Genomic DNA, 12,717 nt, shown 5'->3' with positions numbered 1-12,717 from the left:
TTATTTTGTTGAATTGTTAACATGTTACAAATTAAATCCACTGTTAAAAAGTTTCCTTGCAACTAGGAAACCAAGCGTCTTTTAATAATGTAGCCAACGTTTCAATTTTATTTTCTGGAATACTACCAAAGCCGAGTAATACGTATGATTCCTTACGTAAATCATTCACGAAATCATATGGAGAAAGTGGGTATAATTTAACGCTTTGTTTTTTAGCGGATTCAATCAGTTTATTTTCATTCATACTGTTATGGACACATAAAACAATATGAAGTCCGGACTGTTCGCCAAGAATTTGAACATTAGCCCCCATTTCTTTCATAATGGATTTTACTAACGCATGATGTTTTCTTTTATATAGTGTACGACTCCGATTAAGGTGACGTTCCCAATTCCCGCTTTGTATAAAGTTAGCAAAAGCAAGTTGTTGTATTGTAGCGACTGTTTGTTTGAAAATTCCATGCAGTTCTTGATACGTTTTTAAAAGGTGTGGTGGTAAAACAACATATCCCATTCGTAAAGAAGGTAAAAAAGATTTTGAGAAAGTTCCCATATAAATAACGCGTTCATTTGAATCAAGACTTTGTAAAGAAGGAATCGGCTTACCAGCGTAGCGAAACTCTCCGTCATAGTCATCTTCAATAATGTATCCGCTGCAATCATTAGCCCACTTTAACAATTCTAATCTTCTAGATAAAGGCATAATAATCCCGAGTGGAAATTGGTGTGATGGTGTAACGTATGCGACATTGGAATTTGTATTGTATAAACTAGAAATATCAATACCTTTTTCATCCAATGGTATGGGATGAATTTGTCTATCACAGCTTTTAATGATTGCGTGTATACGGTGAAATCCAGGGTTTTCAATGCCGTATTCTTTTGTAGGGCCAAGCAGTTGAAGTAGTAGCCAGAGAAGTGGCTGCGTTCCGGCGCCAATCACAATTTGATCAGGTGAAGAATGGACACCGCGAGAATGATATAAATATGTTGATATATGCTCTCGAAGAGCGAATTCACCTTGAGGGTCTTCTTTGGCAAATAGTGCATTTTCGTATGTAAGTATGGATTCTTGTAATGCTCGTTTCCAATTTGTAATCGGAAATGCATTTTGATCAATAAGTCCTTGGCTACAATCATATTCAAATTTTTCGTCTATCAAATTGCTCGTCTTCTTTGCTGCATTTCGCTTTTTATTTGGGATAACGTCAATATCGAAATTTGCTACAAAAATACCACGTTTCGGTTTACTTTCTACATAACCTTCAGCTAATAATTGTTGATAAGCTGATTCAACAGTAATGCGGCTAATATTAAGTTGTGATGCTAAATTTCTGTGTGAGGGTAGACGTGTGCCAACAGAAATAGTCCCTTGTATAATTTCAGCTTTTATATATTCGTAAATTTGCAAGTAAATAGGTGTGTTACTTTGTAATTGCAATGGGATAGTAAAATCCATATAAAACTCTCCTTTAAAACTGGCCTTATAAAAAACACTTAAACTGCCACTTAAGTAAAGGGCAGTTACTTTCTATAATAATGATATAACATTTAGAAAATTATTTAAATAGTTAAGGGAGAGTTAAAAATGAATGTTAAAGAAGTAGTAACAGAAGAGCAATTACATGAAGTATTACCTGTTTTACAGCAATTAAGAACGAAACTTTCAAAAGAGGAAACAAGCTCTTTATTTCGAAATATGAAAGAAGAAAATTATAAACTATTTTCGCTGCGTAATGAGAATGGTGAAGTTGTTAGCCTTGCAGGTGTAGCGATTTGTACGAACTTTTATAATAAGAAACACGTTTTCGTATATGACCTTGTAACAGCAGAAGCACATCGTTCAAAAGGACATGGGAAAGTATTACTTTCGTATATAGAGAACTGGGGAAAGGAAAACGAATGTGAGTCTATCGTCCTCACGTCAGCATTTTCAAGAATTGATGCTCATCGTTTTTATGAAAGAGAAGGGTATGATAAGGTGAGTTATTCTTTTCATAAAGAATTATAAAAAATAAGAAGAAGTTGTCCCGCAAAAGTTGGGAACAGCTCCTTCTTATTTTTTAAGTTATTATTAAACCGTAAATAGGTTGTAAGTTATGGTATATGTATTTGAAAAGGTTATATAGTGTATTTTGTCGAATTGTTTTAATTTAATAAAGAGAATGATTGGAGCGCTTATACTTGAAAAAAATAAAAAAACTATCAATCCCTAATGATGCTAGAGTTATCGTCATATCGGATATTCATGGAGAATTAAATCTTTTAAAAGAAGCACTACATAAAGTTAACTTTAAAGATGAAGATTATTTAATTATTAATGGAGATCTTTGCGAGAAAGGACGAGATAGCGTAGGCGTAGTAAACTACGTTATGAATCTTGTAAAGAACAATTCAAAGGTTCACGTTGTTGAAGGGAATTGTGAAGTTTTAGTTGATGCTCTTCTAAATGAAAATCCTGGTCTTATTAATTATTTATGTACGAGGAAGCATTCAATTTTTAATGAATGGCTAGAGCAATTGGGTTTTTCAGTTCATGAGGGCACTTCAATTCGTGAAGTGAAAGAAGCATTGTTAAGTGAATTTTCACAAGAACTATATTGGCTAACAGAGTTGCCAACAGCGATTGAAACAGAAGATTATATTTTTGTGCATGCCGGTCTAGAAGATAGAGTAGATTGGAAAGAAACTGAGCGCAAAAATGCGATAGCAATGCCGGAGTTTTTCAATCAATCACATAAAGCAAATAAGTATGTAATAGTCGGTCATTGGCCTGTCGTGAACTATTCTGAAGAAGCACCGTCTAATAATCCAGTTATTGATAAGGAGAAAAAAATTATTGCAATTGATGGAGGAAATGCAATTAAAGAAGCAGGGCAATTAAACGTATTTATTATTCAGAGGAAACAAACGGGCGATACGTTTTCTTATACATATGTAGACTATTTTCCAGAGTACGAAGTAATAGCGGATTTTAATGCGAATTCAGAAATGCAGGGCGGAGTGACATATCCGTATTATTACATAGAGCCTATCGAGAAGATGCAAGATTACACCGTATGTAAACAAAAGGAAACGAATAATGTGCTCACTGTAAAAAATGAATATATGAAACAACTTAAGTCAGGTGAATATACAGTGAAAACCGATATTTCTTGTGCGCAAATAAGCGTTAGGAAGGGAGATATCGTTTCTCTCATTGATGATAGCTGTTCAGGATATGATTTAATTAAAAAAGATGGCGTAGAGGGTTGGATAGAGAAAGGGATTTTAGTTGAGATAGAAAAAGTGAAAAATAAAACATTAAGCTGAAATAGGAGGGATATAACCTCCTATTTTTTTAAAGGAGTAGATTGCTTGCTGTCTTTAATAAGTAAATAAATCGTACTCGGCAGAATGATAAGCGTCATTCCTAAAAGAATTGCTAGTATGCCATAACCTCTATAGGGAGCAGAAACGATAAAAGGGAGTATCGCTAAAAAAATACCTGCTATCATCATTGAAATACTACTAATATTTGAAGCTCTTTTTTCAAGGTGCTTATCATTCCATTCTAATGAAACGGTTGATTTAGTCGTATCAATTTTGGAACTGAAATAACCTATTAATATAAATAAAAGCCCTAATGCTAAAAATATGAAATGATCAAGAGGAAGTGAAAAGCCAAGAGCGATGAGGGCGATGACAATATCGACAAAAAATAAGAATAGTAACATTGTGTTGCCGATCCAATGGAGAAATTTTTGGTTACTCGCTGCTTTAGATAAAGCTAAAAATACAAAGAATAAGAAGGAACATATAATTATATTTACGATTACAAAAGTGCTTTTATCCATTGTTGATGTAGGCGTTCCATTAAAGTCCCATTTCGTAACAATACTTAATGGTAAGAAGAAATAGAGAATAATATTTGTCGTAACAATAGTAAGAAATAAAGCAATACTAAATCGTTTATTCATTGAATCACCAGCTTTCTACATGAATAATTCGTACCTTATAACAAAATTATACAATATAATAAATGATATTTGTTTTGATTTTTCAGAAAAAATATTATAATTATATATGAAATAAAGAGGAGTGTAGGAGGAAATTATGAATAGCGTAATAGTAAAAGGGGATAAAGTAACAATTCGTACAATTGAAGAATCAGATATAAAAACATTATGGAATCTCGTGTTTAAAGAAGAAAATCCAGAATGGAAAAAATGGGATGCACCGTATTTTCCGTTTTCAATGCAAGAATACTCATCCTATAAGGAAAAGATGCAAACTCGTTTGCAAGAAGAACCACTGTCAAATTTAATTATAGAAAATAACGGTCAAATTATAGGGACGGTCGGATTTTATTGGGAGCATAAACCGACGCGTTGGTTGGAGATGGGAATTGTTATTTATAATCCAACTTACTGGAATGGTGGCTACGGTACAGAAGCGTTAACGTTATATCAAGATTTATTATTTGAAAAGATGGAAATTGGTAGAGTAGGGCTCACGACTTGGTCTGGTAATGAACGAATGATGAAAGTAGCGGAGAAAATAGGAATGAGCTTAGAAGGTAGAATGCGAAAGTGTCGTTATTATAACGGAACATACTATGATTCTATTCGAATGGGCATGATTCGTGAAGAATGGGAAGCGCTATGTGTAACGAAGGGGTGAGAAAGATTGTACGCTATTATTGCTACATTTGATCGTGTGTTTACTAATAAAATTACAGAACTGCAAAATGAATTAACAAATGTAATTGGAACAAATCAACTAGCTGGAGTAGAACCTCATATAACGATTGCGGATTATAATGAGTTAGATGTTCATTTGTATACTGAGAAACTAGGGGAGTTTGTAGCTATTCAAGAAAATATGGACGCAGTAACTTTTCCTTCTGTTGGAATTTTTCCTACTAATGGAACGGTCTTTCTAGCGCCGACCGTTACCGATGAATTGTTAAAACTTCATTATTCTTATCATGATTATTTTAAAACTTTTCATGACAACCCAAATTCATATTACGTACCGGAAAAATGGGTTCCGCATTGTACAATTGCAAATAGATTACATACAAAGCAGTTTTTAAGTGTAATGGAATATATTTATGGAAAGTTTGATTTTGCAACAGCTTCAATTGAGAAATTAAAATTAATTAAGGTGAATTATGAAAATGGTTTTGCCGTTTCTTCTAGTATATTAGCAGAATATAATTTAAAGAGAATGGAGACATCGAGATGACATATATAATTAGAGAAATGAAGCAAGAAGACATTCATGCTGTACAATCAGTAGCAAAAATAGCTTGGCATGATACATATGAAGGCATTATTCCGAGAGAAATTCAAGATAGTTTTTTAGACGAGGCATATTCTGATGAAAAAATGAAATATCGTCTTAAAAATACACATTTATTCGTTGCGGAAGAAGAGGGTGAAGTAATAGGGTTTGCGAACTTTTCACCTGTTAGACTACAAAACGAAGCGGAATTAGGTGCGATTTATTTGTTGCCAGATCAGCAAGGAAAAGGGATCGGAAGTGCTTTATTACAAAAAGGAATTAAAGCATTAAATGGGATACGGAAGTTGTACATACATGTAGAAGCTGCAAATGAAAAAGGAAAACGCTTTTATGAAGCGAAAGGTTTTGCTGAATTAGAGCAATTTGAAGAAGACTTTGAAGGACATATGATGCAGACAGTAAGGATGGTTTTATACGTATAAGGAGGACTAGTAATGAAAATTTTTGATTTTAGTGAAAAAGTAGGAAAGCACCTAACAGTATTTCAATCTAATTTCATCATGTCGAAAATATTAAACCATCGAGGGAATATACATATCGGTGCTATGCATTTACACGAGAATGGAATCATCGGTAATCATGAAGCAGTTGTATCTCAACTGCTTCTTATTGTGGAAGGAGCTGGATATGTATGTGGGGTAAATAAAGAAAAGATAAAGATAGAGGCGGGACAAGCTGTGTTTTGGGAAAAGGGAGAGCTCCATGAAACAAGTACAGAACACGGATTAACAGCAATTGTTATGGAAGCGGAGAATCTTGAACAAGCGATAGTAATGCCTATTATTCAAGGGGAGTTGTGAAAAATGATTGTTAAGGCGAATCAAGAAGATACCAATGAAATATTAAAATATTCGGCTCAATCGCTTTTTGAAGGGACGAGAGGGAATTGTCAATTAAGTACCGAGAAAGCAATTGAGATTACAAAGCCGATTGTAGAAAAAGGAGCATGCTATTTAATTATTAAAGAAAAAAATAAAGTAATGGGATGGATATTAATAGGGGAAAATACAGACTATTTTTCTCGTGAAAAACTTGGATTTATATATGAATTGTACGTTTTCCCAGAATATCGCGGGAGAGGATTATCGCGAGAACTGATGGAAGCTGGTATTAAGGAATTAAAGGAGAAGTATTCAGAAATTCGGTTGAATGTATTTGCTGGGAATTTTGCAAAAGAGATGTACGAAGAGTTTGGGTTTGTTGAAAGGCAGGTAATTATGACTTTGAAGTGAGTAGAATAGTCTGAATGAGAGAAGAGAAAATAATGATTTAGTGGCTACTTTATCGCTGGAATTTAAAGCGAATAAGTATAAAATAGATGGTTTGCCTTTATTTTATAGTAGATTTATAGAGTGTGCTTAAAAAACAAATAAATTATTATTATACAATATATCGTTATTATAGTAAAAGAGAAATTTTGGAAAAATATCATTTTTTTGTTTAGAAATCTTTAAATTATTGATATAATCAATTTGTAGAATTGATTATTGGTTAATTTTACTATTTTTTAATTTTAAGGGGGATTTAATAATGGCAGGACAAATTCGTATGTCACCAGAGGAGCTTAAATCGAAAGCGACTCGATATGGACAAGGTGCAAATCAAATTGAGGACATTTTACGTCAACTACAAAACTTACAAAATGAATTAAGAGGAGAATGGGAAGGTCGTGCTTTCGAAGGTTTTGACCAACAGTTCAATCAATTAAAGCCAAAAGTACAAAACTTCGCACAGCTATTACAAGAAATTAATATGCAGCTTAATAAAACTGCAGAAGCTGTTGCTAGACATGACGAAGATCTTTCTCGTAATTTCGGTCTACAATAAGACAGATAAAAAGAAATATATAATTTAGCCATGCAACCATACGTTGTATGGCTAAATTACTTTAAAACTAGAGTAAGATACGAAGTCTTTCATTAGATAGACTCGCAGTCGCAGGAGTGATAAGTAGTGAAAAAGTTCAAATGGAGCATCTTGTTGTTTATTATTTTAGCTCTTGTACTATCGACAGGGGTCTCCTATTTAGCATTAAATCAAAATGTTAAGAAAGCTAATGAGAATACTACACCAAAAATGACAGTTGCGTTGGTAAATGAAGATCAGGGCACTGTATTTGAGGGCAATAAAATAGCGTTTGGAGATCAATTTGTTAAAAATGTAAATAAAAATACGAAACAAGAATGGTACGTAGTTAGTCGCGGGGTAGCGGAAAATGGATTGAAAAATAATAATTACAATATGATGATTGTTATTCCAAATGATTTTTCTAGGAAAGCAGTTGCGATTGATTCAGAGATTCCAGAGAAATTAACGTTAAACTACAAAGTAAATGCAACTGGGAATAAGGATTTGAAAGCTGAGGCAGAAAATACAGCTTCTGTTATTTTAGAAGATTTCAATAAGCAAATAATCGACGTTTATTTTGCGAGTATTATCGGTAAGCTACAAGGTGCACAAGATAATATAGGTAAAATAATTGAAAAAGGAAACGTTCAAACAACTATGTATAAAAAAGATATACATAGTCCGTTAGCAAATTACACAAATCAATTTAAAACAGTACAAGATTATACAGGTGTTTCTGTTAATAGTTTCAAAGGATTTCAGGATGTTTTAAAAGGTTTCGGTCAAGCGTTAGATGAAGGGAATAAATCTAACAGTACGTACTTAGATGGTTTTAATAACTTTCAAAAAATGCAAACTGATAACAATTTGTTAGCGAATAATTTCACAAATCAATTCAATCAATATATGAATGATATGAATACAGGCGATGCTTTAAAGCAATTAAGTGCATTGGAATCAGCTAATAAAAGTATTTCAAATCAATTTACGTTTTCAGAGAAAGAACCAAATATTTTAACTGATGCTGCAGCGATTCAAAAATATTTAGCAGATGTAAAAAAACAAGTATCTGAATATGATACAGAACTTGCAGGAAAGTTAGAAAGTGATATTCAAGAGACGGTAATTAAGAAGTTAAAGCAATCTATGTCGAATGATGGAAAGCAAGAAATCTTCATAAATACATTAATGAAACAACCAGATGCTCGAATAAAGAAACAAATCGAGAATTTAATTGCGAAATTACCTAGTTTAAACATGGAAGAAATCGGTCAAAGTGATTTACCAGATGCAACGAAATTACAACTGCAAAATGTAATTCAATTTACAAAAAAATATAATAAAGAAAATAATTTTTATTATGATCCTGTAAATAAAATATCTTTAGGAAACGCTATTAAAGAAGTAAAGGATAGACTTTATACAGAGGGAATTACATTTAGTGATACTGCGAAAGTAATTAAAATGGAATCTCCGCAAATTTTGAAGATAAAGATTCCAGAAGAATTTAAACTAGATGGAAGTACAGGATTCTTACATATTGATGGTGAGGATCGTACAAGTGATTTTCTTCAAAGCGAAGCAGGAGAAATTACAATAGCTCCTCGTAATGAAGGGGATATAAAGATTGATCTGCATGTGAAGTTAAAAGATCCAAACATCAATATAGATGTTTTCTCTCCTGTAATGTGGCAGTGGGAATTGAGTGGGACTCATAAAAAAGAAACTAGTCCTGAAAAAGAAAAACCTAACAAAGAAGATAAAGGAACACAAACGGAAAATAGCAAGGTGGAAAATGTGGTTCATAAATCACAGTATGGCATAATGCCGTTAGTACACAGTGCTAAAAACCCTATTATTAAAAAAATGGAAAACACAACAGGGAAAGATAACGGAACTGGAGGAAACCCAGGAGGCGGAACGGGGAAAGATAACGGAACCGGAGGAAACCCAGGAGGCGGAACGGGAACAGACAACGGAACCGGAGGAAACCCAGGAGGCGGAACGGGAACAGACAACGGGACCGGAGGAAATCCAGGAGGCGAAACGGGAACAGATAACGGTAAAGTTACTGAAAGTACAACGAATCAAGTAGTACATCAAAAAGCAGAAGTATTAACAAAAAATATATCTAGTGTATTAATAAAAGAAGCAGTAGATACAGTCGAAAGTTATCAAGGTTTAATGAGCCTTTACGAAATGTATTATGGGATTGATTTAAGAACGAAAGATGTAGGTCCTAAGTTAGAAGAGGGAGGTTTAGATGCAATTGCGACGGATCAATCTTTGTACTACGTATTAAATAAACAAAGTTTAATTGATTTAATTTCAAATCTTGTTTCATCAAGTATTACTACAGAAATAAAGCAAGATATGTCAGGTTTAAAACAAAAAATAAACTCTTATCAACAATCTATTACTAGTGCGGATCAAAATTCTATGCTACTAGCGGAGAAATTAAATGGAACGACGCAACAAGCAACTAGTATGAATGAAAATTTAGGAGAGTATTTAAAAGGTTTAGCGAAATGGCGTGAGAATAGCTTAAAGCTAGTTGAAGAGCAGCAAGTATTAACAACAAATCATGCTGGTGAGCAAACAGCTATTTTATCGTTAGATTCTGGTATTAAATCATTAATGATGCAAAGTCAGTCATTGGTCGAAAGTTCGAAGCATAGTTTAGCAACTTCAGACGATGTATATAAAACATTTGATCAAATTAATGGACAAGCAAAAGAAATTCAAGACAGCGGAACGACAATTGTTTCAAAAGCTGATTTATTATTAAATGACTTTACGAAGAAAATGGAAGATGATAAATCATTCTCCAAAAACTTTACGAAAATTTTAGCGAATAGCCGTATTGGAGATCGTCAAAATGAGATGCTATATGACTTTTTAGCTAGTCCAGTTCAAAAGCAAAATGATGGAGTAATTGTAGCAGGAAATGCTTTTACACCATACTTAATTGTATTAACTTGTTTCATTGTTGCATTATTTACAGCATACGCAATTGCGAATCAAGAAAAGAAACGAATGCAATCAGATCATTTTGAAGAGAAATTCTCATTAATTGATATGAATGTACCAACTACAGTAGTAGCTTTCGGTATATCAATTGTGGAAGGGATTAGTATAGGTATCATTTCTGGGCGTCTTTTAAAGTTCGGTCAGGATCAAAGTTTACTATGGATTGCGTTCATCACATTTATTATGATGGCGTTTGTATTAGTCTCAACCTACTTATTACGACAAATAAAAATGGTAGGAATGTTTATACTATTAGTATTTTTAAGCATGTACCTATTTTTAACTGAGGCAGTTGGAAGTAAAGTAGATCAAATGTCGTCTGTCGGAAAGATACGTCAATTCTCACCGCTTCAGTATATAGAAAGTTTTCTAAATGATTTTATTAGTGGTAAAGATACTGGGAAAGTTATTTTTGTCGTATTGTTTGTAATTGCCATTATTGGATTGGTTAGTAATCTATTTGTATGGCATAAGAAATGGGAGGAAAAAGAAGTAAATGATCAAACAATGGAGCATAGTGGCTAAGTTATCATTTCTCTCTATCCTTTTACTGTTTGTCGCGCTACCGATAAGGAGCGCGGCTGACAGTTATCTTGGTGATGATGGGAAGATTAAGTTTAAAGTGGATCGACTTGAAGAAAGCGACCAAGAAAAAAATAAAAAGGAACATAAGGAAACAGAATTAGATAAAGCATCGATTGAGTTATTTAACAAAGATATAGAAGAAGAAATTGAGAAAAAGAAAAAGAAAGAACAAAAAGATATGGAAGCTTTGCGAGATTCTCTTTTTACAAAACCAAAAGAGAATAATAGTGTTAAAGATACGAAAAATAGTTTGTTTAGCAGTGAATACATTGTCAGAAAAAGTGCAGATGAAGTAGCGAGTAATGAAACAATGAATGAAGAGCCAATTAGTATAACAATAATATTATTATTTGGCGGCGGCATTCTACTTATTTGCATCGGTATTTATACGGTTCTTCGTAAAAGTTGGAGGTAAAGCGATGGCAATACAAACACATATCAATGTGACAGTAGATTTTAGTAAATGGAATGGAAATACATATGATTTGCGTATTCCGAATCATCAATCTATTAAATATTTATTAAAAAACTTATTAGATACGCTAAAGATTGATAATCATGAAGGTTCACATTTTGTAATTAAAGTGAAAAATAAGTCAATTGTTTTAACAGATAATGATCGTTTAATTGATCACCAAATAACAGATGGAGATATTTTGCAAGTTTTATAAAGAATATTTTTTACTTTTAGTTATTTGAAAATAAGTTATTACGGGTTATAAAGAAAAGGAGAAGAGGATAAACATGACGGAAAAAATAATTCAAATTGATGCAATGAACTATCAATTTCAAATAGAAAAAGAAAATTGGAAATTGGAGATGACCAAATCTCAAACACGTATAAAAGACTTCCGTCAATTCGATATAATTACGGGCGAATCATCTGAATTTGTACCATTAACAATAGAAGAAACGGATGATATGTTTACGTTTCTATATCAAGTAGATAAAAAATTATATAAGTGGGACGATCTTAGACGTTTTGGAAGAAATGAGAAATTAAGACTACTTCGGAATGTTGCGCAGTTTCGTAAATATTTAAATAAACGAATCACGTTCTTTTTACATCCAGACAATATAGTTTTTAATGCTAATTTAATACCAAGTATTATACATAGAGGAATTCGAGATATTGTTCCGCCAACCCCGTTATTAGAAGAGCAATTTTTAACACAATATAAGTGTCTAATTATTGCTTTATTCTCCCAAAAACATAACTTTGATGATTTGTATGCTGGGTTACTAAAAGATGCAAAAGAAACAACATTTGAACAGACCGTTGCTCAAATGGAAAGCTTAGATGCATTACTGCAGTTTCTTGATGACAGCTTTGAGAAGGAACAAACAAAAACAGAAAAAAATATGCAGTTAGTACCTAAAAAAAGCTATAAATCATTTAAATACTTAGCTTTTTCCTTCATAGCGGCGACAGTTATTTTAGCTGCTCCTTTAATATATTTCACTTTTATAAAATTTCCTTATCAAAATAAATTGTTAGAAGCAAATGCAAGTTTCATAGCAACTGATTATGACAAAGTCATTACGCAATTGAATGAAGAGGAGTTTGAATCATTACCGATTGCATCTAAATATGAGTTAGCATTTGCATACATTACAGCTGAAAAACTAGGTGAAGCTCAAAAGAAATCGATTATGAAAAACATTAGTTTGAAAAGTGATGAAAAGTATTTGCTGTATTGGATGTATAACGGAAAAGGTAATTTTGATAAATCATTAGATTTAGCTAAGACACTTGATGATCCTCAGCTTATTATGTACGGCCTTGTTAAACAAATTGAATCACTGAAAAATAATCCGGATTTATCAGGGGAAGAACGTGATCAAAAGTTAAAAACATATGAGCAACAATTAGATGAATATAAAAAGAAATATGGCAATTCATCAAACGATAAAAATTTGTCGGACACAGAGAAAAAAGAGTAAGCACTTGATGAGACAGTTGAA

General features: G+C 32.7%; 14 protein-coding genes. 12 read left to right on the top strand and 2 right to left on the bottom strand.

Annotated elements, in window-relative coordinates; translation table 11 throughout:
• Nucleotides 1-43 precede the first annotated feature (43 nt).
• Nucleotides 44-1,459 (bottom strand): MocR-like pyridoxine biosynthesis transcription factor PdxR, encoded by a 1,416-nt coding sequence (pdxR, locus tag QO049_RS20565; RefSeq protein WP_246962596.1) that lies wholly within the window; start codon nt 1,457-1,459, stop codon nt 44-46.
• 129 nt (nt 1,460-1,588) lie between these two features.
• On the opposite strand from pdxR, the gene QO049_RS20560 reads away from it, so the two are divergent.
• Both QO049_RS20560 and QO049_RS20555 read left to right on the top strand, forming a co-directional pair.
• On the top strand, nt 1,589-2,011 hold the full coding sequence (locus QO049_RS20560) for a GNAT family N-acetyltransferase (RefSeq protein WP_058840366.1): 423 nt from the start codon (nt 1,589-1,591) through the stop codon (nt 2,009-2,011).
• A 173-nt stretch (nt 2,012-2,184) separates the two neighbouring features.
• Nucleotides 2,185-3,312 carry a metallophosphoesterase gene (locus tag QO049_RS20555; protein WP_000721385.1) on the top strand — a complete coding sequence of 376 codons (1,128 nt, stop codon included), beginning with the start codon at nt 2,185-2,187 and terminating at the stop codon, nt 3,310-3,312.
• 20 nt (nt 3,313-3,332) lie between these two features.
• Here QO049_RS20555 and QO049_RS20550 read toward each other — a convergent pair whose 3' ends face one another.
• Complete coding sequence (locus tag QO049_RS20550) at nt 3,333-3,959, bottom strand: DUF1648 domain-containing protein (RefSeq protein ID WP_098326592.1); 627 nt, start codon at nt 3,957-3,959, stop codon at nt 3,333-3,335.
• A gap of 136 nt (nt 3,960-4,095) precedes the next feature.
• Here QO049_RS20550 and QO049_RS20545 point away from each other — a divergent pair, with 136 nt between their 5' ends.
• The 10 genes from QO049_RS20545 (at nt 4,096) to essB (ending at nt 12,696) form a co-directional block, all read left to right on the top strand.
• The gene (locus tag QO049_RS20545; protein ID WP_246962598.1) at nt 4,096-4,662 is read left to right on the top strand and encodes a GNAT family N-acetyltransferase; all 567 of its coding nucleotides are present in this window, start codon (nt 4,096-4,098) and stop codon (nt 4,660-4,662) included.
• Between the two features lie 6 nt (nt 4,663-4,668).
• A complete protein-coding gene (locus QO049_RS20540) occupies nt 4,669-5,229 on the top strand; it encodes a 2'-5' RNA ligase family protein (protein ID WP_246962600.1) in 561 nt (186 codons plus the stop codon).
• Complete coding sequence (locus tag QO049_RS20535; protein ID WP_000221048.1) at nt 5,226-5,711, top strand: GNAT family N-acetyltransferase; 486 nt, start codon at nt 5,226-5,228, stop codon at nt 5,709-5,711. The genes QO049_RS20540 and QO049_RS20535 overlap by 4 nt, the downstream gene beginning before the upstream one ends.
• Before the next feature lie 12 nt (nt 5,712-5,723).
• A complete protein-coding gene (locus tag QO049_RS20530) occupies nt 5,724-6,089 on the top strand; it encodes a cupin domain-containing protein (protein ID WP_098287134.1) in 366 nt (121 codons plus the stop codon).
• A 3-nt stretch (nt 6,090-6,092) separates the two neighbouring features.
• Nucleotides 6,093-6,521, top strand: coding sequence for a GNAT family N-acetyltransferase (locus QO049_RS20525; RefSeq protein WP_000635649.1), 429 nt, complete (start codon nt 6,093-6,095; stop codon nt 6,519-6,521).
• Nucleotides 6,522-6,819: 298 nt separating this feature from the next.
• Nucleotides 6,820-7,116 carry a WXG100 family type VII secretion target gene (locus QO049_RS20520; RefSeq protein ID WP_000918601.1) on the top strand — a complete coding sequence of 99 codons (297 nt, stop codon included), beginning with the start codon at nt 6,820-6,822 and terminating at the stop codon, nt 7,114-7,116.
• Between the two features lie 126 nt (nt 7,117-7,242).
• Nucleotides 7,243-10,692 (top strand): type VII secretion protein EsaA, encoded by a 3,450-nt coding sequence (esaA, locus tag QO049_RS20515; RefSeq protein ID WP_284489415.1) that lies wholly within the window; start codon nt 7,243-7,245, stop codon nt 10,690-10,692.
• Nucleotides 10,664-11,167, top strand: a complete 504-nt coding sequence (gene essA / locus QO049_RS20510) for a type VII secretion protein EssA (RefSeq protein ID WP_000595655.1) — start codon at nt 10,664-10,666, stop codon at nt 11,165-11,167. Before esaA ends, essA begins: the two co-directional genes overlap by 29 nt.
• 4 nt (nt 11,168-11,171) lie before the next feature.
• A complete protein-coding gene (locus QO049_RS20505) occupies nt 11,172-11,423 on the top strand; it encodes an EsaB/YukD family protein (protein WP_001007571.1) in 252 nt (83 codons plus the stop codon).
• A 73-nt stretch (nt 11,424-11,496) separates the two neighbouring features.
• Nucleotides 11,497-12,696, top strand: coding sequence for a type VII secretion protein EssB (gene essB / locus QO049_RS20500; protein WP_098281580.1), 1,200 nt, complete (start codon nt 11,497-11,499; stop codon nt 12,694-12,696).
• The last annotated feature ends 21 nt before the right edge of the window (nt 12,697-12,717 follow it).

Source organism: Bacillus sp. RB3 (assembly GCF_030164735.1).
GTDB classification, from domain to species: domain Bacteria; phylum Bacillota; class Bacilli; order Bacillales; family Bacillaceae_G; genus Bacillus_A; species Bacillus_A cereus.
The sequence above is the reverse complement of the archived record's forward strand: the minus strand, read 5'-3'. Positions and strand labels throughout refer to the sequence as shown.

Excerpts from the sequence above, each read along its gene's own strand:
- pdxR (WP_246962596.1), bottom strand. The coding sequence starts at position 1,459 with ATGGATTTTACTATCCCATTGCAATTACAAAGTAACACACCTATTTAC.
- essB (WP_098281580.1), top strand. The coding sequence starts at position 11,497 with ATGACGGAAAAAATAATTCAAATTGATGCAATGAACTATCAATTTCAA.
- QO049_RS20545 (WP_246962598.1), top strand. The coding sequence starts at position 4,096 with ATGAATAGCGTAATAGTAAAAGGGGATAAAGTAACAATTCGTACAATT.
- QO049_RS20520 (WP_000918601.1), top strand. The coding sequence starts at position 6,820 with ATGGCAGGACAAATTCGTATGTCACCAGAGGAGCTTAAATCGAAAGCG.
- QO049_RS20550 (WP_098326592.1), bottom strand. The coding sequence starts at position 3,959 with ATGAATAAACGATTTAGTATTGCTTTATTTCTTACTATTGTTACGACA.
- QO049_RS20530 (WP_098287134.1), top strand. The coding sequence starts at position 5,724 with ATGAAAATTTTTGATTTTAGTGAAAAAGTAGGAAAGCACCTAACAGTA.
- essA (WP_000595655.1), top strand. The coding sequence starts at position 10,664 with ATGATCAAACAATGGAGCATAGTGGCTAAGTTATCATTTCTCTCTATC.
- QO049_RS20560 (WP_058840366.1), top strand. The coding sequence starts at position 1,589 with ATGAATGTTAAAGAAGTAGTAACAGAAGAGCAATTACATGAAGTATTA.
- QO049_RS20535 (WP_000221048.1), top strand. The coding sequence starts at position 5,226 with ATGACATATATAATTAGAGAAATGAAGCAAGAAGACATTCATGCTGTA.
- QO049_RS20525 (WP_000635649.1), top strand. The coding sequence starts at position 6,093 with ATGATTGTTAAGGCGAATCAAGAAGATACCAATGAAATATTAAAATAT.
- QO049_RS20505 (WP_001007571.1), top strand. The coding sequence starts at position 11,172 with ATGGCAATACAAACACATATCAATGTGACAGTAGATTTTAGTAAATGG.